Below are 23,067 nucleotides of genomic sequence, written 5' to 3'. Positions count from 1 at the left end.
CCTTCCTGGATCCGCCGTTTCGCGTGGGTACCCCCAGCGCACGGCCGGGCAGCAGCCCCAGGCCGGACATGGGAGGCTGGTCGATGTGGCTGAGCCGGTGATCGAACTCGACCTCAGCAGTGCGTGGGAGCCGCCCGAGCCACCCCCGGTGCTGAGGTTCCGGCTCCGGTCGCGATGGGTGGTGGCCTGCGCGGTGCTCGCCGTCGCGGCCGGTGTGCTCGCCGCGTCGGGCGCGAAGCCCCGCACCGGCCCGCTCTACCGCGTCGATCAGCCGGTCGCCGGCGTCACCGTCGCCAAGGACCTGCTGGTCGTCAACCGGCAACGGCAGCCGGGAGGCGACCCGACGATCGAGGGCCGCCGGCGGTCGGACGGCAAGGTGCTCTGGAGCATCACCACCGACCAGGAGCAGCAGTTCGCGATGCTCGGCGCCACCGCGCTGATCCTGGTCCGCCAGTTCAACGTGAACCGCGGCTACACCACCACGCTCACTGCCGTCGACCAGGCCACCGGCCGGCAGCTGTGGACCCGGCCGCGGACGTCGGTCCTCGGCACCCATGGCGGCCTGGTCGTCGCCGAGGAGATGACCGATCCGGGGAGGGTCATCACGGTCGCCACGAGCGAGACCCCGGACCTGACCGTCAACCAGGCCTTGAGCAGGCCGGCCCGGCACATCCTGGTGCTCGACGAGCGCACCGGGGAACCGGTCTGGGAGCTCACCGCACCGCCCGGCGTGGTGCTCGACTTCACCTGGGACGGCCGGTATCCCGCCGGTCAGGTGACCGGTGTCGACCAGCTCGACCCGTCCGGGCTCGTGTCCAGCAGGGACATCCGCTCCGGCGCGGTCGGCGCGACCCACCAGCTGGACTGGTCCGGCACCCCGGCCGCCTTCCACATCGGCGCGGGCTGGTACGCCGCCCCCCGGCGGGGCGCGGCCAGGGCCGTCGTCCACCCGGACGGGCAGCGCGGCGGGATCGTGTTCGACCTTGCCGGCGGGCGGGCCCTGTTCAGCACCGACGCCTCGATGTTCGCCGGGATCTACCAGTGCGCCGCCGCGTTGTTCTGCGCCACCAGCGGCAACGGCATCACCACCTACGACGCCACCACCGGCCGGCCGCGATGGCACCTCGACCGTTACACGGAGATCGCCGCCATCGTCGGCGACCGGTTCGTCGTCGGCACGTTCGAGCCGGAAGGGGCAACGTACGGACAGCTCGCCGTCGTCGACGCGCGGACCGGCGCCGTCACGGCGGCGCTCGGCGGCTGGCGGATGATCGTCGACGCGTCCGCGGAACGCATCCTGCTGTGGCAGCCGATCGGCCCGAGCACCGCCGTGCTCGGCGAGCTCGACGTCGCGACCGGCGGGGTCACCGTGTTCGGCCGCGCCGGGAACTGGTACGGCCCGCCCCAGTGCGGCGCCGCCGGCGACACACTCGCGTGTGTCCAGCTCGGCGCGCTGTCCGTCTGGCGGCTGCCGGCGCGGCACCGCGGGACGCCCTGAGCCGGCGGCTCGCCGCACGCAACCCGGGGACGGACATGGGACTCTGGCTAACGTGGCAGAGACCGTGATCGAGCTCGACCTCAGCAGCCCGTGGGAGCCGCCCGAGCCTCCCCGGGCGCCGCTGCGGTTCCGCCTCCGGACGCGCTGGCTGGCGGCGCTCACCGTGCTCGCCGTCGTGGCCGCCGGGCTCACCGCGGCCGGCGCGAAACCGCGGACCGGGCCGCTGTATCAGATCGACGACCAGGTGCGCACGGTCATGGTCACCGGCGACATGCTGATCGTCGGCCGATATCAGCAGGCGCTCTCCGGCACGCGGATCGAGGGGCGGCGGCTGTCGGACGGCAAGGTGCTCTGGAACGTCCCGGCCGACCTGCAGCAGATGTACCTGACGGCCGGCGACCGCGTGCTCATCATGATCCGGCACTCCGAGTCGGACCGCGGCTACACCAGCACCCTGACCGGCCTCGACCTGGCGACTGGCCGGCAGCTGTGGACCCGGCCGCGGACGGGGCTCACCGGCACCGCCGGCGGGCTGCTCGTCGTCGAGGACATGCCCGATCCCGGGAAGATCATCGAGATCGTCGAGGGCGGGGAACTGCCCGACCCGACCATCAACCACGCCGGAGACCCGCAACCCCGGCACGTCCTCGTGCTCGACGAGCGCACCGGGGAACCGGTCTGGGAGCTCACCACACCGCCCGGCACGCTGCTCGACTTCACCCGCGACGCCCAGTACCCCGCCGGCTCCGTGACCGGCGTCGAACAGCTCGACCCGACCGGCCTGGTGACACACCGGGACATCCGGTCCGGTGCGGTGGTCGCGACGCACCAGCTGGACTGGTCCGGCACCCCCGCCATGTTCAGCACCGGCTACGCCTGGTTCGTCGCCCCCGGTGCGGCCACGACCCGGGCACTGGTCTACCCGGACGGGGAGCGCGGCGGGCTCGTGTTCGCCCTGCCCGGCGGGCGGCGGCTGTTCCGCACCGACGTCACGCTCTACGACGGGTTCTACCAGTGCGCCAAGGACCTGTTCTGCGCCACGACCGAGCACGGCATCGCCGCCTACGACAGCAGCACCGGCCGGTCCGCGTGGCGGCTCGACGGCTACACGCAGGTCATGGCCACCAGGGGCGACCGGCTCGTCGTGGGGACCTACGAGCAGCCCGACTCGATGCCGGGCCGGCTGGGCATCGCCGACGCCCGGACCGGCGCCGTCACCGTGGAGCTCACCGGCTGGCGGCTGATCGACCGGGCGCCGGCCGATCGGATCCTGCTGTGGCGCGCCGTCGACGAACGCACCGCGATCCTCGGCGAGCTCGACCCGGCGACCGGGCGGATCGCCGTGTTCGGCAAGGCCGGCGACTGGTACGGCCCGCCCGAGTGCAGCACCCGCGGCGACATCCTCGCGTGCGTCATGGTCGGCGAGGCGACCGTGTGGCACCTGCCGCCGCGGCACCCGGGCCGATGAATTCGCCGGTCGGGGCAGGCAACCCGGTGGCCATCCATGACAGTCTCATCCACGTGACGGACTCCGTGATCGAACTCGACCTCAGCGTCCCGTGGGAGCCGCCGGAGCCGCCCGCACCCCGGCGCCGGCTCCAGGCCCGCTGGGTGGCCGCTGCCGCGGTCCTGGCCGTGACCCTCGGGGTGCTCGTCGCCGGCGGGCCGCTCCCGGACGGCGGCCGGCTGTACACGGTCCAGGTCCAGGTCCTGGAGGCGCAGCTGGCCGGCGGGCGGCTCATCATCGCCCGATACCAGCCGACCGCCCCCGGCCCGATGATCGAGGCGCGGCGGGCGTCGGACGGCGCGCTGCTCTGGGAACACTCCACCGACCTCCAGCAGACGGCGGTGGCCGGCCCCGACGTGGTGCTCCTGCTGACAGAGTCCAGCACGGGCGACGGCGTCTCCAACGGCCTCGTCGTCCTCGACGCGGCGACCGGCAAGGAGCTGTGGTCCCGGCCGCGGATCGGGTTCCAGGGCACCAACGCCGCGGTCGTGGTCGTCGAGGAGGTGCGGAGCACGACGCCGACCATCATCACCGGCCTCCCCGATCAGGATCCGGGTGTCAACTACGCCCGCACCACGCCGGAGCGGCGGTTCCTCGGGCTGGCGGCGCGGACCGGCACCGTCGTCTGGGACGTCACCATCCCCGAGGGCCGCGACGTCGACCTGGGCTGGGCCAGCCCGTACCAGTCCCGGCTCGTCAGCTTCGACGAGCTGAGCCCGACGGGGCAGCTGACCCGGCGGGACGCCCGGACCGGCGCGGTGACCGAGACCCGTCAGCTGGACTGGTCGGGCCGCTCGGCGATGCTGGGCTCCGGCTGGCTGGACGGCTCCGGACGCGTCCGCGACCGGCTGGTCGTCTACCCGGCCGGGGAACGCGGCGCCGACGTGTACGACCTGGCGACGGGGGGCAAGCTGTTCCGCTGGGCCGGTGACGGCGGCGGCACCAGCCTGTTCCGGTGCACGGAACGGATCTTCTGCGCCAACGACGGCACCGGCCTGACCGCCGTCGACATCACCACCGGGAAACCCCGTTGGCACCTCGACGGGCCGGGTATGGTCGCCGGCTTCGCCGGTGAACGCCTCCTGGTCGGGACCTTCGCCCAGATGAACGCGATCCAGCCGACACTGACCGGGATCGTCGACAGCCGCACCGGCACCGTCGTCCGGAAACTCGCGGACTGGCGGGTCCTGGGCACCGGCGGCAGCCGGCCGCTGGTGTGGCGGCCGGTGGACGAGCGCACCGCGATCCTCGGCGAGCTCGACCCGGCCACCGGCACGGTCGCCGTCTTCGCCACGGCCGGGAACTGGTTCGGCGACCCCGCGTGCTCCGTCGACGGCCGGTTCCTGGCCTGCCTCGTCGGCGGTGAGCTGTCCGTGTGGCGACTGCCCAACCGGCGCTGAACCCGCGCACAATGGAGCCGTGCCGGTGAGCACGGTCACCATCGATCTGGGCGTCATCGACGACGGCTGGGACCACGTCGACGACGACCTCGTCGGCCTGCCCCGGGGATGGGGCCTCACCGCGGTCCTGGCGTTGCTGCTCAGCCTGGTGTCCGCGGCGCCCCCACCCGGCCGCCCGCACGAGGTGACCCGCCAGCCGCTGCGCAACGGCGAGTTCCACGTCGCCGGCGGTGCGCTGTACGTCCTCGAGAGCGACCGCACGCCGACCCCCGTCGAGGTGTTCGACGCCACCGACGGCTCGCCGCGCTGGACGTTCACCCCCGAGGGCCTGGCCACCTTCTCCTCCGTCGTGATCCGCGGCGACCTGGCGGTGCTCTCCCCGGACCTGTGCCGCTCCGGGGTCACCGGCACCACCGTCGCGGTGACCAGGGCGACCGGCCGGGAACAGTGGCGCGCGGTCGGTGTGCCGGTCCGCACCCCGCCCGGCGGCACCGGCACCGTCGTCATGCGCAGCCTCTGGTCCGACGGTTGCCGCGCCCTCGCCGACAACACCCCGACCACCGGGGTGCTGCGCTGGCAGTTCGTCGACGCGGCCGGCCTCGTCGGCTGGGACACCCCGGTCGAGGCCGGCACGCGCGTCGCCGTCGACGCCGCCGCGACCGGCGCCACCTGGGCGGCATTGCTGGACGGCGCCGGCGGGCTCAGCACGGTCGACCTGACCACCGGCGCGCGCACCGCCCCCGTCGCCGGCATCGCCGGGCCGGCCGACGACGTCGTCGCCGCCGTCGGTGACCTGCTGCTCGTCGCCCGGTGGGACGTGGCGAACGGCAGCACCTGGCTCACCGCGTACACCCGCGAGCTCGTGCAACTGTGGAAGGCGCAGGTGCCGACCGGCCCGAACGGGCCGATCACGGTCCTGCCGTGCGACGCGGCGCTGTGCGTCAGCGGCGAGCGCACCGCCGCCGTCGACCCGGCCAGCGGCGCCCTGCTGTGGATCGTGCCGAGGACCCCCCTTGCCGTCGCGCCCGGCGGGGCGCTGATCCTGCCGGCGGACACCGGGCGCACCGTCCCGCCGGGCTGGCACTTCCTCGCCGCCGACGGACCCCGGACGCTGCTCGGCCTGCGGACCGACCACGAGACCCTGCTCGCCTGGTCCGACGGCGGGCCGGCACCGACGCCGTCCGCGTCCGTGCCCGGCGGCATCCTCGGCTGCGAGATCGAGGCCGGCCTCGTCGCCTGCGGCACCGAGACCGACGAGGTCGTGCTGCTGCGGCTGCCGTGAATATCGAGCTGCGTGCGCCCCGGAGCGGGCCGTAGTCTCGCCTGCGGAAGGCACGGCGACTGCGGCGCCCCGGCATCGCCGGTCGGTGTTCCGCGCCGTGCGTTTGCCACCCAAGGGGCTGACAACTCCACCAGCACCACCCGGAAACCGGGCCCGGCGACCGCGGGCCCTGCGGGCTTTCGTGGCCCCCGCCCGCGGTCGTCGCGCACCAACCCCCTGTCTGGAGTCAGGTCATGGCCAAGGTCACCGTGATGGAGTACCTGCGCACCCAGGTCGAGCTGCGGGCCGCCGTCGCCGAGTCCGACCTGGAGTCGCTCCTCGCCGCCCGCCCGCAGCTGCCCGCCCGGCTGACCGCCGCGCTCGCGCCGACCGCCGCCGAGGTCGGCGTCGACGTGCTGGAGGTGACCGTGCGGGACGTCATGCTGCCCGGCGACCTGCGCCGCGCGTACGCCGACACCGCCCTGGCCAAGGAGCGCGGCCGGGCCGACCTCGAACGCGCCCGCGCCGAGGCCGCGGCGCTGCGTTCCCTCGCGAACACGGCGAAGCTGCTGGAGGACCACCCGTCGCTGCTGCGGCTGCGCGCCCTGCAGGCGGCGGAGCAGGCCGGCACGACCCTGGTCCTGCACGGCGACTGACGCCCGGCGGCTACAGCTTCCACAGGTGGACGCTGTCGCCGCCGGCCAGGCAGGACAGGCGGTGCCCGCGCATCGCGCACCGCGACGGGATCGGGTGGATCTGGCCGATGACCTCGACCTCGCCGGTGTGCAGGTTGACCCGGGCGATCCGGGAGCCTTCGCCGTCGGGCTTCTGGACCAGGGCATAGGTGGTGCCGGCCGCGGCGGCGGTGCCGGCCGCGTCGTCATTGCCGTCGGTCGCCATCGGCACCAGGCCCCAGCCTTCGAGCTCGGCGCGGTCGACGCCGGTCTGCCAGTCGACGATCCGGATCCGCATGAAGTCCTCGCGGTCGCGGGCCACGAGCACGCCGGGGCCGACCGCGTCCAGCTGGATCGTGCGACGCCAGCGCTGCTCGCCGGTGCGCGGGTCGAGCACGGCGATGTCCCGCCAGTTCGGCACGCACACCATCGGCCCGCACGCGACGACGACGGGACCGTAGGCGATCTCGGCGATCGGCACCGGCTCGGCGGACTGGAAGAGCTTCTGCCACCGGTACGCCAGGGGCGCGTGCCCGTAGCTGGTGATCAACGCGCCGTCGAGGCGGACCGAGACGATCACGAGCAGGTCGCCGACGATGCGGACGCTCTGCGGCGGCCCGTCGGCGAGCTCGGGCACCTCCGCGGCGCTGATCACCGCGCCGGTCGCGGCGGCCCGGATCTCGGTGTGGCCGTCCGGGTACCAGATGGCGAACCAGTCGTTGCCGGGCACGTCGGGGGAGACCAGCCGGCCGCCGACCGGCATCTGGAACTGCCACCGCACGACGCCGCTCTCCGCGTCGATCGCCGCGAGATGCACCGGCGTCTGCGGGCTGTTGCGCAGCGGCACCGCCGGTGGGCACGTGCTGGCGCGCTCGTCGACCAGCAGCAGACCGGGTCGCTGCTCGATCCGCAGCACCGCGACCGGAGCCCCGGCGGCGATCCACTGCTGGTGGCCGTCGGCCGGGTCGAGGCGCTCCAGGCTCCAGCCGGTGGCGTCGGTGCACGGCCGGTGCCGGATGTAGGCGCGGTCCGCGGCGAGGTAGACCTGGCCGGCGTTCGGCGGGATCGTGCGGCTCCAGCGCTGCTCGCCGGTGCCCCAGTCGTACGCGGTGACCGCGGGGTCCTCCCGCAACGCGTACAGCGCGCCGCGGTCGGCGACGAACCCGACGGTGTGTTCCGCGAGGACGCCGAGCGACTCCACGGAGGTGCGGGCGCCCGAGCCGCCGGTGAACGTCGCGAGCAGCGCGAGGATCATCACGAACGGCCACTGCCGCCGGCCGGGAAACACGGGTGGCGGCCCGATGTCGATCTGGTCGGCGTTGTCGGTGACCACTCCGAGATCGATCAGCCGCTCTTCCACATCATCAGGGTGCCTGGTGCGGACCATGGTCGCCAACGGTGCGGTATACGTTGGCTCGGGCCGCCACCTCCGGCGGCGGCCCGGGCCGCTCCGCTGGGCGGCTCACGCGGACTTCACAGCCGGTGCCTGACACTGGCCCGACCGGGTGGGGGTGATGTGGCGTGCGCGTGCTGGTGGTCGAGGACGAGCAGAACCTCGCCGACGCGATCGTGCGGGGCCTGCGCCGCCAGGGCATGGCGGTCGACGTCTCCTACGACGGCACCCAGGGCCACGAGATGGCCATGGTGACCCGTTACGACGTGGTCGTGCTGGACCGGGACCTCCCCGGCGTCCACGGCGACGACATCTGCGCCGACCTCGTCGCGTCCGGGGCGCTGACCCGGGTCCTGATGCTGACCGCGAGCGGCAGCGTCGCCGACCGGGTCGAGGGGCTGCAGATCGGCGCCGACGACTACCTGCCGAAGCCGTTCGCCTTCGACGAGCTCGTCGCCCGCGTGCAGGCGCTGGGCCGCCGGGCCACCCCGGCCGCGCCGCCCGTGCTGACCATCGGCGACCTCGTGCTCGACCAGGCCAAACGGGTCGCGACCCGCGGCGGGCAGCCGCTGGACCTGACCCGCAAGGAGTTCGGCCTGCTGGAGGAGCTGCTGAAGGCCCGCGGCGCGGTCGTGTCCAGCGAGGAGCTCCTCGAACGGGTCTGGGACGCCAACGCCGACCCGTTCACCACCACCGTGCGGGTCACGATGATGACCCTGCGCAAGAAGCTCGGCGACCCGGCGCTCATCGAGACCGTCGTCGGCGCCGGCTACCGGACGCGGACACCACAGTGACGGTGTATGACGCCCGCCGCGCCGCCCTCTTCCGCCCGACGTTGCGGCTGCGGCTCACCCTGCTCAACGGGATCCTGCTGGTCGGGGCGGGGCTCGTGCTCGTCGTGCTCGCGTACATCCTCGTCGACAGCGCGATCCGGCCCGCCGACGAGCTGCAGCCCGGCACCCGGATCGTGCTGCAGGACGGCACCGAGGTCGACGCCCGGCAGTGGCAGACCGAGCTCGCCGAGGCCGCCGAGTGGGAGCTGGTGACCCGGGGCAGCCTCGCGCTGCTGCTCATCGGCGCGGTCGGGGTCGCCGGCGCCTACGTCGTCGCCGGCCGGGCGCTGCGGCCCCTGCAGAAGGTGACCACCACCGCGCAGCGGCTCACCGGGGAGACCCTCGACGCCCGGATCAACTACGACGGCGCCGACGACGAGGTGTCGGAGCTGGCGAAGACGTTCGACGCGATGCTCGACCGGATCGGTGAGGCGTTCGAGACCCAGAAACGGTTCGTCGCCAACGCCTCGCACGAGCTGCGGACGCCCCTCGCGGTGATGCGGACCGAGGTCGACGTGACCCTCGACGACCCCGAGGCCGACGTCGAGGAGTTCCGCCGCATGTCCAACGTCGTGCGGGACGCCTCCATGCGGGCCAACGCCCTCGTCGAGTCGCTGCTGCTGCTCGCCCGCACCGAGGCGCAGGCGGGCCGCAGACTCGGCCGGAAGGTCCCCACCGACCTCGCCACCGGCGTCACCGTCGCCATGTCGGCGATGGGCAAGGAGATCAAGCGGCTCACCCTGGACGTGACGACCGATCTCGCCCCCGCGCGGGTCGTCGGCGACCCCGGCCTGCTCGAACGGCTCGCCGGGAACCTGGTCGAGAACGCCGTGCGGTACAACCACCTCGGCGGGCGGATCTGGGTGCGCACCGGCACCGACGAGACCCTCGCCTGGCTCGTCGTCGGCAACACCGGCTTCGAGGTCGACCCGGCCGACGTGCCGGTCCTGTTCGAGCCGTTCCGTCGGGGCGGGCGGGAACGCACCGGCGCCCGCGGCTCCGGGCTGGGCCTGTCGATCGTCCGGGCGGTGTGCGAGGCACACGGTGGCGGGGCCAGCGCCGTCGCCCTGGACGGCGGCGGCCTCGAGGTCACCGTCAGCCTCCCGGCCGCCGCGGTCACCCCGGTGCTGACCGGCACCGCGCCGGTGAAACCCACCACGTGATCGTTGTGATCGCGGGCACAGTTTCTCAGTTCTGACCCGGGCGCGGCCGATGAGACCTCCACAGGACGAGTCGGAGGAAACCGGATGCGGCTGCGGAGTTGGCTCGTCGTGAGCATCAGCGCCGCCCTGTTGCTCGCCATCGGCGCGGTCGGCATCTCGGTCAACCGTTCCGCGCTACGCGCCGCGGAGACTGTGCACCGCGCCGACACCCTCGCCCTCGCCACCAACAACGGTGGCCTGGTCGAGCAGCTGCTGCTCGTGTCGGCGAAGGAGCTCAACGACTTCGTCACCAGCCGGCCGCTGTCGCTGACCCCCGGCGACGCCGGCGACCGGGCCGCCCTCCTCGAATACGCGAACAAGTCGACGTTCTTCACGTACGGCGTGGTCCTCACCGACCTGACCGGCAACCCGATCAACGCCACCAAGCCCTCGAACATGTTCCCGGACCGGGCGGCGATCGGTTGGAAGCCACTGATCTCCGGCCTGGCGCTGGGCAGGCCCGGCTTCTCCTCGCTGATGACGGTCAAGGACACCCTGGTCCAGGCGGTCGCCGTGCCGATCGTCGTCGGCAGTGACCCGGTCGCGCTGATCTACGGCTTCATCCCGGTCCGCAAGGGGCAGCTCCAGGTGTACCTGGAGAAGCTCAGCGACCCGTCGCACCTGTCGCTCGTCGTCGACGCCGGCGGCACCGTCGGCGCGTCCAGCGACCCGGCCGCGCTCGGCACCCTCGTCGACTCCGAGATCATCAAGAAGATCGGCTCCGACCAGTCGGTGTTCGTCACGTACCGCGCCAACGGCCGCTCCATGATCGCCGCCGTGCACGGTGGGCTGCCGGGCGGCTGGGCGTACGTGCGGACCCAGTCCACCGCCACCTTCGACGGCCCGGTCCGCAACCGCAGCCTCACCATCAACCTGGCCCTGCTGACCATGCTGCTCGTCGGCGTGGTCGGGCTGGCCGTCCTCGGGTACCGCTCGCAGCTGGTGCGCCGCCGCGCCGAGGAACGCTTCGCCGCGCTGGTCGAGCACGCCCCGGACGTGGTCACCGTCCTGGACGGCGACGGCTGCGTCGAGTACTCCAGCCCGAGCGGCAAACGCATCCTCGGCTTCGTCGCCGTCGGCTCGTCGGTGTTCGACCTGCTGCACCCGGACGACCGCCAGCACGTCCGGGACCGGTTCGCCGCGCTGCTGACGGAGAAGGGCGGCCTGGAGCGCATGCAGGTCCGCGTCCTGCAGGCCGACGGCAGGCACCGCTGGTTCGACTTCACCGCCTCCAACCAGCTGCACAACGCCGCCCTCAACGGCGTCGTCATCAACGCCCGCGACATCACCGACAGCCGCGAGATGCAGGACCGGCTGGCCCACGACGCGCACCACGACCCGCTCACCGGCCTGCCCAACCGCCGTCGCCTGCAGGAACGACTGACCGCGTCGCTGCAGGACACGCCGGTCGGCGTGCTCTTCGTCGACCTGGACGACTTCAAGCCCGTCAACGACGAGCTCGGCCACGAGGCCGGCGACGAGCTGCTGCGCCAGGTCGGGGACCGGCTGTCGGCCTGCCTGCGCCCCACCGACGTCCTCGCCCGGGTCGGCGGCGACGAGTTCGTCCTGCTGCTCCCCGGCGTCGTGGGTGGTGAGGACGTCGACGCCCTGGCGACCCGCCTGCGCGCGACGATCGCGGCGCCGTTCGACGTCGCCGGGCACGAGGTCCGCATCGGCGCGAGCGTCGGCCTGCACCTCGCCGATCCCGGCGAGGACCCGGACGAGGTGCTGCGCACCGCCGACCAGGCCATGTACGCGGCCAAGCGCGGCCCCGACCGCCCCGGCCGCCACCGCGCCGGCTGAGTTTGACCTTGGAGACTTTGACACGTCCTGGCGTGTCAAAGTCTCCAAGGTCAACAGGGCCGCTACCGCAGCAGCCACCGTCTGGTCAGGGCCATGATCTCGGCGCGGCTGCGACCGTTGTGGTCGGCGGCGATCAGGTGGACGCCGACGCGCAGGGAGAAGGCGAGCATGCAGCGGACCTCCACGTCGTCGGGGTCCTCGCAGAACTGGGAGAACAGCGACCGCAGGTAGGCCATCCGGCGGTTGTCGACCCGCCGCAGGCGGGCGGCGACCGCCTCGTCGCGGCGGGCCCAGTCGCGGATCGCGAGGTCGGCCGCGACGCCCCGGGCCGACGCGCCGCCGGCCGTGGCGACGATCGCGAACAATCGCTCCAGGCGGGCCCGGCCGTCCCCGCCGCCGTCTTCGACCTGCTCGATCACGGTGTCGGTGACCTCCCGCTCCCACAGGTCGAGCACCTCGTCGAGCAGCGCGTCGCGGTTGGTGAAGTACCCGTAGAACCCGCCCTTGCTGACGCCGAGCGCCTGGGCGAGCACCTCGACCCGCACTGCCTCCGGCCCTCCGGTGGCCAGCGCGCGCAGCCCCTCCTCGACCCATCTGCCACGTGCGGTCCGGGCCACGGCCATCCTGTCGCTCCTTCATGTGTACGGTGCCGTATAGTCTAGATCTATACGGCACCGTACAGATGGGGGATCCTGCTCATGCGACTTCCCAAGACGGCCCACACGTCCCGCCCCTGGCGCATCCACGAGATCGCCCCCGACTTCCAGGTCGAGGACGTCTGGGCGCTACCGACCCCGGGCGGCCCGGACGACCTGCCCCGCCTGATCCGCCAGCTCTCACCCGGCGGCGACGCTGCCGCCCCGGGTAGAGCCGGCCCGACACCGGTCCCCGGGCTGCTGCCGCGGGCACTGTTCGCGACCCGCTGGAAGCTCGGCGCCTGGTTCGGCTGGGACAAGCCCGACGCCGGCCTCGGCACCCGGGTGGGCTCACTGCGCGACCGGCTCCCGGCCGACCTGCGCGACGCCCCACGCGGCCCCGACCTGCGCGCCGTCCCGTTCACCTTCGTGTTCCAGACCCACGACGAGTGGGCCGCCGAGATGGCCAACAAGACCGTGCACACCGTCATGCACATCGGCTGGGTCCCCGACGGTGCCGGCGGCCACCACGGCCAGATGACCGTCCTCGTGAAGCCCAACGGCAAGTTCGGCACCGCCTACATGGCCGCCATCAAACCGTTCCGCTACCTCGGCGTCTACCCGGCCCTGCTGAAATCCATCGCCCACCGCTGGCAATCCACCCCTGCCTAAGTTTGACCTTGGAGACTTTGTCTCGCCCAGGCAGGACAAAGTCTCCAAGGTCAACAGGGCAGGCCCATCCGCAGGAAGCGGGGGCAGCGCCCGGTCCGGTGGTCGGACCCGCCTCCGTCGTCTCGCGCGCAGGGCGGGCGAGCCGGACGACAGACCTTGAGCGCCTCGAACCTGGACCCCCGGTCTTCATAGGCCACGCGCACGCGTCCGAGTCGACCGCGCCCTCGGGGCGCAGGTCGTGCGAGCAACGCGAGCATTGGGGGTGTGGGGTGAGAATCCCCCACTGCTCTTCCGGCCGAAGGCCGCCGCGGAAGAATCAGCCGATCTCCGCGCCGTGGGTGCGCATGAACGGCAGCGGGTCGATGGCGTTCTGCGGGCCGGTCGGCGGGGCGTTGATGTGGACCTCGTAGTGCAGGTGCGGGGCGGACGAGTTGCCGGAGCTGCCGACGTAGCCGATGACCTGCCCCGCCTTGACCTTCTGGCCGGGCTGGACGAGGGCCTTGCGGACCATGTGGCAGTACAGGGTCGAGATGCCGCCCTCGTGCTGCAGCTTCACGTACCAGCCGCAGCCGCCGATCGACGCGCTGCCGGCCTGGTCGCAGCTGTGGCCGGCCTCGATGTTGCAGACGACCTCGAGGACGGTGCCGGCCGAGGCGGCGTGGATCGGGGTGCCGGTGAACGACATGATGTCGACGCCGATGTGGTTGGGGTTGTTGGCGGTGCGGAAGCCGGGGCGGGCCCGGAAGCCGGGCAGCGGGCTGGTCCAGTCGCCGCCGGTGGAGGGCGCGGCGGCCGCGGCGACCGGCTGGTTCGCCGCGGTGCACGGCGGTGGGGTGGCGGTGCGGCGCACGTAGGCGTCGGACACGTACGTGCCCTCCGGCAGGCGGTCCCACATCGGCGTGACGCGCTGGGAGCCGGCGATGTTCTCACCACGCTGCTGGCAGACCAGGGTGAGCTGGGTGCCGTTGGGCAGGGCGGCGATGAGTGGTGCGGTGTGCACGGGGGCGGTGCGGGCCTTCAGCGGGGTGCCGCCCGAGGCGACGGTGCCCGTGGTCGTCGTGACCGCGGCCGCGGCGGCGACGGCGGCCGGCGCGACCGGGGCCGCCGGGCCGCAGGCGGGGATGGCGGCGGCGGGGCGGCGGATCCACGCGTCGGAGACGTAGGAGCCGTCGGTGAGCCGGTCCCACTGGTCCGTGACGCGGACCGAGCCCTGGTTGATCAGCTGGCCCTTGACCTGGCAGTCGATGGAGACCGCGGCGCCGTGCGGCAGGGTCCGCACCTGGGCGGTCCACACGGCGCTGCCGGCCCGGACGTTCAGTGGGCGCTTGGGGGAGACCACCGTGGCGGCCTGAGCGGCGTGGGCGTCGACGGCCGGCGCGAACGAGGCCAGAAAAACCGCAGCGACAAGCATGATTTTGCGCATGGTGCACCCCCGGGGACGAAGTGAGCCGTGCAGCCGGGGGGACTGCGAGCGAACCCCGCCAACGCTAGGCGCCGGCGGGGTCCGCTACCGATATTTACGAAATGTGCCCTCGAACGGGTGAACCTACGGCGCGTTGGCCACGCCCGGCGGGAGGAACCGTGCGCCGGTCACCTTCTCCGAGATGCCCTCGCGGTCCAGGTACGGCGTGACGCCGCCGAGGTGCATCGGCCAGCCCGCGCCGAGGATCATGCACAGGTCGATGTCGCGCGCGTCGGCGACGACGCCCTCGTCCAGCATGAGCCGGATCTCGCGGGCCAGGGCGGCGGTCGCCTCGTCGCGCAGCTCGTCGGCGGTCGACGGGGAGTCGCCGACCTGCAGCAGCGCGAGGACCTCCGGGTCGGGACTGCCCTCGGCGTCGGTGAAGCCGCGCTTGCCGGCCTCGACGACCCGGCCGAGGTTGGCCGAGACGCCGAACCGGTCCGGGAACGCGGTGTGCAGCGTCTCCGCGACGTGGTGCGCGACCGCCGGGCCGACCATGGTGAGCAGCGCCATCGGCCGCATCGGCAGGCCGAGGGTGTCCAGGGCCGAGTCGGCGACGGCGATCGGGGTGCCGTTGTCGACGGCGGCGGTGACCACGCCGAGGAAGCGGGTCAGGAGCCGGTTGACCACGAACGCCGGCCGGTCCGCCACCAGCACCGAGGACTTCTTCAGCGCCTTGCCGACGGCGAACGCGGTCGCGAGGGTCGCGTCGTCGGTGCGGTCGGCGCGGACGATCTCCAGCAGCGGCATCATCGCGACCGGGTTGAAGAAGTGCAGCCCGACGACCCGCTCGGGGTGGGCGAGCCCGGCCGCCTGCTCGCTGACCGACAGCGACGACGTGTTGGTCGCCAGGACGCAGTCGTCACGGACGATCTTCTCGACCTCGGCCCAGACCTGCTTCTTGACGCCCAGGTCCTCGAACACGGCCTCGAGGACGAGGTCGGCGTCGGCGAACGCGGCCTTGTCGGCCGATCCGCTCACCAAACCGCGAAGCTTCGCCGCCTTGCCGGGGTCGAGGCGCTTCTTCGACACCAGCTTGTCGATCTCGGCGTGGACGTAGCCGACGCCCTTGTCGACGCGGGCCTGGTCGAGGTCGGTGAGCACGACCGGGACCTCGAGCCGGCGCACGAACAGCAGCGCCAGCTGGGAGGCCATGAGGCCGGCGCCGACGATGCCGACCTTGGTGACGTCGCGGGCGAGCCCCTTGTCGGGCGCGCCGGCCGGGCGCTTGGCCCGGCGCTGGACCAGGTCGAACGCGTAGAGGCTGGCCCGGGCCTGGTCGCCCATGATGAGGTCGGCGAGGGCCTCGTCCTCGGCCGCGGTGCCGTTCTCGAACGTCGAGGACTTCGCCAGGGCCAGCAGGTCGAGTGCTTTGTTCGCCGAGTTGACCGCGCCGTGCAGCCGCTCGTCGAGCTGGTGCCGGGCGAAGAACAGCACGCCGTCCCACATGTCCCGGTCGATCTCCGGGCGGATGACGGTGACGGTGCCGTCCACGACGCCCTCGGCCCACGCCAGGGACCGCTCCAGGTAGTCAGCCGGTTCGAAGATCTCGTCGGCGATGCCGAGCTCGCGGGCCTGCGCCGGCTTGAGCGTCTTCTGGGTCAGCGGGTTCTGCAGGATCACCTGCGCGGCGGGGGCGATGCCGATGAGGTTCGGCAGCAGCTGGGTGCCGCCCCAGCCGGGCACGAGTCCGATGGCGACCTCGGGCAGCGCGAGCGCCGCGGCGCCCGAGGACACGGTCCGGTAGTGGCAGTGCAGCGCCACCTCGAGGCCGCCGCCCATCGCGGCACCGTTGATGAACGCGAATGTCGGTACCGTGGAATCCTTGAATTTCTTGAACACCCGGTGGCCGTAGCGGCCCAGTTCGAGGGCCTGCTCGCGCTCGGTGAGCAGCGGCATGCCGGTGATGTCGGCGCCGACGCAGAAGATGTACGGCTTGCCGGTCAGCGCGATGAACTTCGGCGCCGCCGCGACGGCCTCGTCGATCGCCGCCTCCAGGCTCGCCAGGCCGGCGGGGCCGAACGAGTTGGGCTTGGTGTGGTCGAAGCCGTTGTCGAGCGTGATGAGCGCGGCGCGCTCGCGCGAAGGCAGGGTGACGAAGCGCAGCAGCGCCCTGGTCACGACCTCGTTCGGGTTGCTGATGGCCGCGCTCACTTGTCGCCCTTCCAGTTCGGGTTCTCCCAGATCACGGACGCGCCCATGCCGATGCCGACGCACATGGCGGTGAGGCCGTAGCGGACCTCGGGGTGCTCGGCGAACTGCCGGGACAGCTGCGTCATCAGCCGCACGCCGGAGGACGCCAGGGGGTGCCCGACGGCGATCGCGCCGCCCCACGGGTTGACCCGCGGGTCGTCGTCGGCGATGCCGAAGTGGTCGAGGAAGGCGAGGACCTGCACGGCGAACGCCTCGTTGAGCTCGAACAGGCCGATGTCGGCGATGGTCAGGCCGGCCTGGCGCAGCGCCTTCTCGGTGGCCGGCACCGGGCCGTAGCCCATGACCTCGGGCTCGACCCCGACGAAGCCGTAGGACACCAGGCGCATGCCGATGGGCAGGCCCAGCTCCAGCGCGACGTCCTCGGCGGCCAGGATCGCCGCGGTGGCGCCGTCGTTGAGGCCCGCGGCGTTGCCGGCGGTGACCTTGCCGTGCGGGCGGAACGGGGTCTTGAGGGTGCCGAGCTTCTCCAGGCTGGTCTCGCGCGGCGCCTCGTCGACCGTGGCCAGGCCCCAGCCCGCCTCCGGGTCGCGGGTGGCGACGCTGACCAGGTCGGGCTGCAGCTTGCCGGCCTGGTAGGCGGCGGCGGTCTTCACCTGCGACGCGTAGCCGAACTTGTCGGCCCGTTCCTTGGTGATGGCGGGCAGCCGATCGTGCAGGTTCTCCGCGGTGGAGCCCATGACGAGCGCCGACGGGTCGACCAGCTTCTCGGCCAGGATCCGCGGGTTGGGGTCGACGCCCTCGCCCATCGGGTGGCGGCCCATGTGCTCGACGCCGCCGGCGATCGCGACGTCGTAGGCGCCGAAGGCGATCCCGCCGGCGACGCTGGTCACCGCGGTCAGGGCGCCGGCGCACATCCGGTCGATCGAGTAGCCCGGGACGGTCTTGGGCAGACCCGACAGCAGGGCGGCGGTGCGGCCGATGGTCAGGCCCTGGTCGCCGATCTGCGTGGTGGCCGCGATCGCGACCTCGTCGACCCGCTCCGGCGGCAGCTGCGGGTTGCGGCGCAGCAGTTCGCGGATACAGCGGATGACGAGGTCGTCGGCGCGGGTGTTGGCATACATCCCACCGGCCTTGCCGAACGGGGTGCGCACGCCGTCGACGAAGACGACGTCGCGGACGGGACGGGGCACGGGTGTCCTCCTAGCGACGAATTACCGGCAATGTTACTCGCCAGTAGGTCTCGTGCGCCTGTGGATCCGCCCACACCCCGTCGTCGTCGTTTTATTCCGCCGGCACCTCCAGCGCCACCGTCAGCCCGGGGGTCACCAGTGCGACCTGCCACGGGCGTGCGCCGTAGCCGGACAGCACCGCACCCACCGCTTCCTCGGTGAGCTCCTCGGGCGGGGACCAGGCGAGCCGTCGCACCGAATCCGGGGTGATGAGGTTCTCCGGCGGCACCCGGTTGGCGGTGGCCAGGCCGGTCACCAGCTCCCGGCTGCGCGCCAGGCGCCCGGCCGCGACGGGATCCCGCTCGGCCCACCGGTGCGGCGGGGGCGGCCCGTCCGACGGCGGGGTGGTCGGCAGTTCCTTGTCCGACAGCGCCCTGGCGTCCGACAGCGCGGTCAGCCACGTCGGCGCGAGCCGGCGCACCGACCTGCCACCGAACCCGGCGAGGGCGAGCAGGGTCCGCTCGTCCTTCGGGTCGGCCTCGGCGGCGGCGATGATCGCGGCGTCGGCGAGGACCCGGCCGGGGCTCGCGTCCCGGCGCGCGGCGATCTCGTCCCGGGCGTGCCACAGCGCGCGGACCCGGGCGAGGGCGCGGGCGCCCCGGACCCGGTGGATGCCGGACGTGCGGCGCCAGGGGTCGGCGCGGACGCGTGGCGGGTCACCGGCGGAGGCGACCAGCGCGGCGAACTCCTGTGCCGCCCATTCCGTCTTGTCCTGCTCGTGCAGCTCCTCGACGAGCCGGTCGCGCAGCTGGAGCAGCAGCTCGACGTCGAGGGCCGCGTAGGTGAGCCAGGAGGTCGGCAGCGGCCGCGTCGACCAGTCCGCGGCCGAGTGGTGCTTCTCGAGGGTGTAGCCCAGCAGTGACTCCGTCAGGGCGGCCAGGCCGACCCGTTCGAAGCCGCACAGCCGTGCCGCGAGCTCGGTGTCGAAGAGCCGCGTCGGGCGCAGCCCCAGCTCCGTGAGGCACGGCAGATCCTGACTGGCGGCGTGCAGGATCCATTCTGTGGGCGAAATCACCTCGTCGAGCTCTGGCAGCTGTCCGAAGGGGAGGGGGTCGATCAGGACGGTGCCGGCACCGGCACGGCGCAGTTGCACGAGATAGGCCCGATGCGTGTACCGGTAGCCGGAGGCGCGCTCGGCGTCGACGGCGACCGGACCGCTGCCCTGGGCGAAGCGCTCAACGGCGCGCGCGAGCTCCGCCCGGTCGGTGATCGGCTCGGGCGTCCCGTCTCGGGGGGCGGTCAGCAGGACGGGCTCGGTCTTGTCGTCCGGTTTGTCCGGACTGTCTGGCTCCTCGTCCCGACGCCGCGCGGGGGGTTCGTCGGTCACCCGGACCACGGTACGTTGCGGCACCGGCACGCCGATGCAGCCGGGTCCGGCGCGTCGGTTTCTGGGGTATCGCGCCGGTGTCGCGGCGGGTGTCCGGATGGCGGTTCGGGTGGCCCGGGACACGTGAATTCGGGACGGACATTTGGAGGCTGTGCCGGTACGGTCTCGCGTGCGGGCCGAACTGGTACTTCCGGTTGTGTCCGTTGGTTGCCACGGAGGTCGCGGGGCTTGTGCGGGCGGTTTAGGGTGAGGCCGACTGCGATGCCGCACATCGACCGCGCCGCAGGACAAACGGGTGGAATTGTGACAGGAAGGAAACGAGAAGCATGACGGCCGGGTATGACCCCTCCAACCCGGTGGCTTCCGGAACCTCGGATTCGTACGATCGCCCGCGACACGCGGACCGGTCCGGCGACGACTCGGAGCGGCTCGGTCCACTTCCTCCACGCATGACGCAGACCGGTTCGTTCCCGGCCGCCGGCGTGTCCCCGGCCGGGGCCCCGGCCACCGGCTCGTTCCCCGCCACGGGTTCGCTGCCCGCGCAGCCGACGAGCGCCTGGCCGGTCTCCGCGCCGGCCGGTCCGCCGCCGCACAGCGCGCCACCGCACCCGGGGTATCCCGCCGCACCTCGCGGCCGCAGCGGCGTGCTCGCCCTGGTCCTGGCGCTGGTCCTGCTGATCGTCGTCGGTGTGCAGGCCGCGTTCATCGTCCGGCTCGAGTCCCGCCTGGACAAGGCCGAGAAGGCCGCCGCCCTCGCGAAGCAGACCGACGAGTCCCGGCTCAAGGCCGTCGAGGACCGCACCGACAAGCTCGAGACCAAGACCGGCGGCAACCTCGACGCCGCCGCGGTCGCCGAGAGCGTGCGCCCGAGCGTGTTCCGGGTCGCCACCAAGTACGCGACCGGCACCGGCTTCGCGCTCGGCAAGGCGCCCTCGGGCGGCGGCACGAACCTCATCACGAACTACCACGTGGTGGAGGACGCGTACGAGAAGGGCGAGAAGGACGTCAGCCTCGAGCGCACCAGCCAGCGCTTCCCGGCGAAGATCATCGAGGTGCACCCCGACAAGGACCTGGCCGTGCTGCACACCGACGAGGAGTTCGCGCGGCTCGTCGCGGCGCCGGCGGTGCCCAAGGTCGGCGAGCCCGTGCTCGTCGTCGGCGCCCCGCTCGGCCTCGAGGACACCGTCACCACCGGCGTCGTCAGCGCGTTCCGCACGCTCAGCGGCGAGAACCTGATGCAGTTCGACGCGGCGATCAACCCCGGTAACTCCGGCGGGCCCGTGTTCAACGCCAAGAAGGAGGTGGTCGGCGTCGCGACGCTCAAGGCACGGGAGGCCGAAGGCATCGGACTGGCCATCCCGATCTCGGTGGTCTGCGAAACGATCACGATCTGCTGACCGCGGCACCGGTCCGCAGGACTGACGTGCACCACGCCGACGCGTCCCGGTCGCGGCGGCCGCTCGACCCCCGCCCTGGGCGCTGCCCGGAGGGATCACCAGGAGGAAGAAAGAGATGACGTACCCCAATAACCCCCAGGGCAACCCGAACGAGGGCTACGCCTACCCCGACCCGAACGCGCCGCAGGGGGCCTACCCCACGCCGCCCGCGCCGCAGTCGCCGTACGGCGCCCCGGTGCCGCAGCAGCCCACGCCCGCGCACGACCAGACCTACGCCCAGCCGCAGCCCAACCCGTATGACCAGGGCACGGCGCAGCTGCCGGCCTACGGTCAGCCGCAGTACGGCGAGCAGGCGCCCGCCGCCTACAACCTGGAGCCGTCGGTCTCCGCGCCGCCGACCTCGCCGATGATGGCGAACCCGCCGATGTCGGGGCCGCCGATGTCCGGCCCGCCCGTCGCCTACGGCCCGGTCTCCGCCCCGCCCGGATACGCCCAGGCCGGCTACCAGACCCCCGGCCCGCCGCCGAAGAAGAGCATCGCGGTGCCGATCCTCGCCAGCCTGCTCGCGCTCGCGATCATCGCCGCCGGCGTGTTCGTCGGCCTGTACGTCGACAAGAGCGGCAAGCTCGACAAGTCGGAGAAGCTCGCGGCGCAGCGCCAGGACAGCCTGACCTCGACCCAGGGCGAGCTCGACAAGACCAAGACCGACCTCAAGGCCAAGGCCGACGAGCTCACCAAGGCCCAGCAGGAGCTGCGGGGCGTCACCGCCGACAGCACCGAGGCGAAGCGCCAGCGCGACGTCATCGGCACCTGCCTGAAGCTGCTGCTCGAGGCCCTCGACGCGTCCAGCAAGGGCGACAAGACCACCCTGCAGAACAAGCTCAACGAGATGAACAAGCCGTGCGACGAGGCTGAGGTCCTGCTCGGAATTTGAGTTCTTCGTCGAAAGGGGCGGGCGGGTGCCCGCCCCTTTTCGCGTCAGTGCAGCGCCGTCACGCCCGGCGGGGGCAGGCCCGCCGTCGAGGCCAGCAGCGCGCACCAGGCGTGCACGTGGGCCTGCAGGTCGTCGTCCGTCGGCGTCCACGACGCCCGGATCTCCAGGTCCGCCGCCGTCGGCGGGCCGGCCAGGTCACCGAAGCGCGTCGACAGGGTCTGCGTGACCGTCCCGCCGATCGCCGTGTAGGACGCGCCGTGCCCCTCGAGGGCGTCGGTCAGCCAGCTCCAGCCGACCACGGGGAGCAGCGGATCCGCGGCGAGCTCGGCCTCCAGCTCCGCCGTCACGTAGGTGACCAGGCGCATCGTGCCGTCCCACGCCTCATGCCCGGCCGGGTCGTGCAGCAGGATCAGCCGTCCCGTCGCGACCTCGTCGCCGTCGCGCAGCACCGTGCCGCTCATCGCGTGCGCGAACGGCGCGAGCCGCTGCGGCGCCGGCATCTCCTCGAGCTCGATCTCGGGGCGCGCCGTGACCGCGCGCAGCTCCTCCACCGCCCGGGTGAACGTGGAGGGGGTCGCGGTCGATGGCGCCATACCGGAAGAGTAAGGCGCAAACCCACGCAGGGGGTGCCGCCGCGCCGCCGTCGCGCACGCAGTGAAACGATGACTTCGCTATGACTGACAATTTGCTTCTGCGTGCCGCCCGCGGTCAGGCGGTGCCGCACCCTCCCGTCTGGTTCATGCGCCAGGCCGGCCGTTCGCTGCCCGAGTATCGCGAGCTCCGCAAAGGCATCGGCATGCTGGAGTCGTGCCGCCGCCCCGACCTGGTCTGCGAGATCACCCTCCAGCCGGTCCGCCGCCACCACGTCGACGCGGCGATCCTCTTCAGCGACATCGTCGTGCCGCTGCAGGCCGCCGGCGTCGACCTGGACATCGTCGCCGGCACCGGCCCCGTCGTCGCCTCGCCGATCGCCACCATGGCCGACGTGTCCTCGTTGCCCGCGCTGGACCCCGACGCCGTCGGGTTCGTCGCCGAGGCGATCCGGCTCCTGCTCGCCGAGCTCGGGCCGACGGCGCTCATCGGCTTCGCCGGCGCGCCGTTCACGCTCGCCAGCTACCTCGTCGAGGGCGGCCCGTCACGGCACCACGTGAAGACGAAGGCGCTCATGTACGGCGCACCCGACGTCTGGCACGCCCTGTGCGCCCGCCTCGCCGACATCACCCTGACGTTCCTGCGCGTCCAGGCCGACGCCGGTGTCCACGCGGTGCAGCTGTTCGACTCGTGGGCCGGCGCCCTGTCCGAGGCCGACTACCGGCGATACGTCCTGCCGCACTCGCGGCGCGTCCTGGAGGGCATCCAGGGTCTGCCCCGGATTCATTTCGGCGTCGGCACCGGTGAGCTCCTGCCCGCCATGTCCGAGGCCGGTGCCGACGTGGTCGGCGTGGACTGGCGCACGCCGCTGGACGTGGCCGCGGGGCGCGTGCCCGGCAAGGTCCTGCAGGGCAACCTCGACCCGTGCGTGCTGTTCGCGCCGTGGGAGGTCGTCGAGCAGGAGACGCGCCGGGTGATCGCCGAGGGGCGCAAGGCGCCCGGGCACATCTTCAACCTCGGGCACGGCGTCATGCCGGAGACCGACCCCGACGTGCTGACCCGGGTCGTCTCGCTCATCCACTCGTCGTGACGTTG

General features: G+C 72.9%; 19 protein-coding genes. 12 read left to right on the top strand and 7 right to left on the bottom strand.

Annotation, left to right across the window (positions count from 1 at the left end):
- Positions 1–85: 85 nt before the first annotated feature.
- The 5 genes from Dsi01nite_RS11280 (at position 86) to Dsi01nite_RS11260 (ending at position 6,322) form a co-directional block, all read left to right on the top strand.
- Positions 86–1,498, top strand: a complete 1,413-nt coding sequence (locus Dsi01nite_RS11280) for an outer membrane protein assembly factor BamB family protein (protein ID WP_203846042.1) — start codon at positions 86–88, stop codon at positions 1,496–1,498.
- A 52-nt stretch (positions 1,499–1,550) separates the two neighbouring features.
- Positions 1,551–2,966, top strand: coding sequence for an outer membrane protein assembly factor BamB family protein (locus Dsi01nite_RS11275; RefSeq protein ID WP_203846041.1), 1,416 nt, complete (start codon positions 1,551–1,553; stop codon positions 2,964–2,966).
- Between the two features lie 53 nt (positions 2,967–3,019).
- Positions 3,020–4,405 (top strand): outer membrane protein assembly factor BamB family protein, encoded by a 1,386-nt coding sequence (locus Dsi01nite_RS11270; protein WP_203846040.1) that lies wholly within the window; start codon positions 3,020–3,022, stop codon positions 4,403–4,405.
- 25 nt (positions 4,406–4,430) lie between these two features.
- Positions 4,431–5,687 (top strand): PQQ-binding-like beta-propeller repeat protein, encoded by a 1,257-nt coding sequence (locus Dsi01nite_RS11265; protein ID WP_203846039.1) that lies wholly within the window; start codon positions 4,431–4,433, stop codon positions 5,685–5,687.
- A 233-nt stretch (positions 5,688–5,920) separates the two neighbouring features.
- Entirely contained in the window at positions 5,921–6,322 is a 402-nt protein-coding gene (locus Dsi01nite_RS11260; protein WP_203846038.1) for an SPFH domain-containing protein, read from the top strand.
- Between the two features lie 10 nt (positions 6,323–6,332).
- Here the strand turns inward: Dsi01nite_RS11260 and Dsi01nite_RS11255 are convergent, their stop codons facing one another.
- A complete protein-coding gene (locus Dsi01nite_RS11255) occupies positions 6,333–7,700 on the bottom strand; it encodes an outer membrane protein assembly factor BamB family protein (RefSeq protein WP_203846037.1) in 1,368 nt (455 codons plus the stop codon).
- A gap of 161 nt (positions 7,701–7,861) precedes the next feature.
- Here Dsi01nite_RS11255 and Dsi01nite_RS11250 point away from each other — a divergent pair, with 161 nt between their 5' ends.
- The 3 genes from Dsi01nite_RS11250 (at position 7,862) to Dsi01nite_RS11240 (ending at position 11,571) form a co-directional block, all read left to right on the top strand.
- Positions 7,862–8,527, top strand: coding sequence for a response regulator transcription factor (locus Dsi01nite_RS11250; RefSeq protein ID WP_203846036.1), 666 nt, complete (start codon positions 7,862–7,864; stop codon positions 8,525–8,527).
- Positions 8,524–9,729 carry a sensor histidine kinase gene (locus Dsi01nite_RS11245; protein WP_203846035.1) on the top strand — a complete coding sequence of 402 codons (1,206 nt, stop codon included), beginning with the start codon at positions 8,524–8,526 and terminating at the stop codon, positions 9,727–9,729. The genes Dsi01nite_RS11250 and Dsi01nite_RS11245 overlap by 4 nt, the downstream gene beginning before the upstream one ends.
- An 84-nt stretch (positions 9,730–9,813) precedes the next feature.
- Positions 9,814–11,571 carry a diguanylate cyclase domain-containing protein gene (locus tag Dsi01nite_RS11240; protein WP_203846034.1) on the top strand — a complete coding sequence of 586 codons (1,758 nt, stop codon included), beginning with the start codon at positions 9,814–9,816 and terminating at the stop codon, positions 11,569–11,571.
- 62 nt (positions 11,572–11,633) lie between these two features.
- Here Dsi01nite_RS11240 and Dsi01nite_RS11235 read toward each other — a convergent pair whose 3' ends face one another.
- Complete coding sequence (locus tag Dsi01nite_RS11235; protein WP_203846033.1) at positions 11,634–12,194, bottom strand: TetR/AcrR family transcriptional regulator; 561 nt, start codon at positions 12,192–12,194, stop codon at positions 11,634–11,636.
- 75 nt (positions 12,195–12,269) lie between these two features.
- On the opposite strand from Dsi01nite_RS11235, the gene Dsi01nite_RS11230 reads away from it, so the two are divergent.
- Entirely contained in the window at positions 12,270–12,878 is a 609-nt protein-coding gene (locus Dsi01nite_RS11230) for a DUF2867 domain-containing protein (RefSeq protein ID WP_203846032.1), read from the top strand.
- A gap of 316 nt (positions 12,879–13,194) precedes the next feature.
- Here Dsi01nite_RS11230 and Dsi01nite_RS11225 read toward each other — a convergent pair whose 3' ends face one another.
- The 4 genes from Dsi01nite_RS11225 to Dsi01nite_RS11210 all read right to left on the bottom strand — a co-directional run bounded on the left by Dsi01nite_RS11225 (position 13,195) and on the right by Dsi01nite_RS11210 (position 19,050).
- Positions 13,195–14,289, bottom strand: coding sequence for a peptidoglycan DD-metalloendopeptidase family protein (locus Dsi01nite_RS11225; RefSeq protein ID WP_203846031.1), 1,095 nt, complete (start codon positions 14,287–14,289; stop codon positions 13,195–13,197).
- 135 nt (positions 14,290–14,424) lie between these two features.
- A complete protein-coding gene (locus Dsi01nite_RS11220; protein ID WP_203846030.1) occupies positions 14,425–16,494 on the bottom strand; it encodes a 3-hydroxyacyl-CoA dehydrogenase NAD-binding domain-containing protein in 2,070 nt (689 codons plus the stop codon).
- Positions 16,491–17,684 (bottom strand): thiolase family protein, encoded by a 1,194-nt coding sequence (locus Dsi01nite_RS11215; RefSeq protein WP_203846029.1) that lies wholly within the window; start codon positions 17,682–17,684, stop codon positions 16,491–16,493. The genes Dsi01nite_RS11220 and Dsi01nite_RS11215 overlap by 4 nt, the downstream gene beginning before the upstream one ends.
- A 91-nt stretch (positions 17,685–17,775) precedes the next feature.
- Entirely contained in the window at positions 17,776–19,050 is a 1,275-nt protein-coding gene (locus tag Dsi01nite_RS11210) for an HRDC domain-containing protein (protein ID WP_239135827.1), read from the bottom strand.
- A 449-nt stretch (positions 19,051–19,499) separates the two neighbouring features.
- On the opposite strand from Dsi01nite_RS11210, the gene Dsi01nite_RS11205 reads away from it, so the two are divergent.
- Both Dsi01nite_RS11205 and Dsi01nite_RS11200 read left to right on the top strand, forming a co-directional pair.
- Positions 19,500–20,447, top strand: a complete 948-nt coding sequence (locus tag Dsi01nite_RS11205; protein ID WP_239135826.1) for a S1C family serine protease — start codon at positions 19,500–19,502, stop codon at positions 20,445–20,447.
- Between the two features lie 115 nt (positions 20,448–20,562).
- A complete protein-coding gene (locus tag Dsi01nite_RS11200; RefSeq protein ID WP_203846028.1) occupies positions 20,563–21,381 on the top strand; it encodes a hypothetical protein in 819 nt (272 codons plus the stop codon).
- Positions 21,382–21,425: 44 nt separating this feature from the next.
- Here Dsi01nite_RS11200 and Dsi01nite_RS11195 read toward each other — a convergent pair whose 3' ends face one another.
- Entirely contained in the window at positions 21,426–21,974 is a 549-nt protein-coding gene (locus tag Dsi01nite_RS11195; RefSeq protein WP_203846027.1) for a DUF3000 domain-containing protein, read from the bottom strand.
- 80 nt (positions 21,975–22,054) lie between these two features.
- Between Dsi01nite_RS11195 and hemE the strand changes: the two genes are divergently transcribed.
- Complete coding sequence (gene hemE / locus Dsi01nite_RS11190) at positions 22,055–23,062, top strand: uroporphyrinogen decarboxylase (protein ID WP_203846026.1); 1,008 nt, start codon at positions 22,055–22,057, stop codon at positions 23,060–23,062.
- The last annotated feature ends 5 nt before the right edge of the window (positions 23,063–23,067 follow it).

Origin of the sequence: Dactylosporangium siamense, from assembly GCF_016862795.1 — a bacterium.
In the GTDB taxonomy this organism is placed as follows: Bacteria; Actinomycetota; Actinomycetes; order Mycobacteriales; family Micromonosporaceae; genus Dactylosporangium; species Dactylosporangium siamense.
The sequence above is the reverse complement of the archived record's forward strand: the minus strand, read 5'-3'. Positions and strand labels throughout refer to the sequence as shown.

Excerpts from the sequence above, each read along its gene's own strand:
- Dsi01nite_RS11230 (WP_203846032.1), top strand. The coding sequence starts at position 12,270 with ATGCGACTTCCCAAGACGGCCCACACGTCCCGCCCCTGGCGCATCCAC.
- Dsi01nite_RS11240 (WP_203846034.1), top strand. The coding sequence starts at position 9,814 with ATGCGGCTGCGGAGTTGGCTCGTCGTGAGCATCAGCGCCGCCCTGTTG.
- Dsi01nite_RS11195 (WP_203846027.1), bottom strand. The coding sequence starts at position 21,974 with ATGGCGCCATCGACCGCGACCCCCTCCACGTTCACCCGGGCGGTGGAG.
- hemE (WP_203846026.1), top strand. The coding sequence starts at position 22,055 with ATGACTGACAATTTGCTTCTGCGTGCCGCCCGCGGTCAGGCGGTGCCG.
- Dsi01nite_RS11225 (WP_203846031.1), bottom strand. The coding sequence starts at position 14,289 with ATGCTTGTCGCTGCGGTTTTTCTGGCCTCGTTCGCGCCGGCCGTCGAC.
- Dsi01nite_RS11200 (WP_203846028.1), top strand. The coding sequence starts at position 20,563 with ATGACGTACCCCAATAACCCCCAGGGCAACCCGAACGAGGGCTACGCC.
- Dsi01nite_RS11205 (WP_239135826.1), top strand. The coding sequence starts at position 19,500 with ATGACGCAGACCGGTTCGTTCCCGGCCGCCGGCGTGTCCCCGGCCGGG.
- Dsi01nite_RS11260 (WP_203846038.1), top strand. The coding sequence starts at position 5,921 with ATGGCCAAGGTCACCGTGATGGAGTACCTGCGCACCCAGGTCGAGCTG.
- Dsi01nite_RS11235 (WP_203846033.1), bottom strand. The coding sequence starts at position 12,194 with ATGGCCGTGGCCCGGACCGCACGTGGCAGATGGGTCGAGGAGGGGCTG.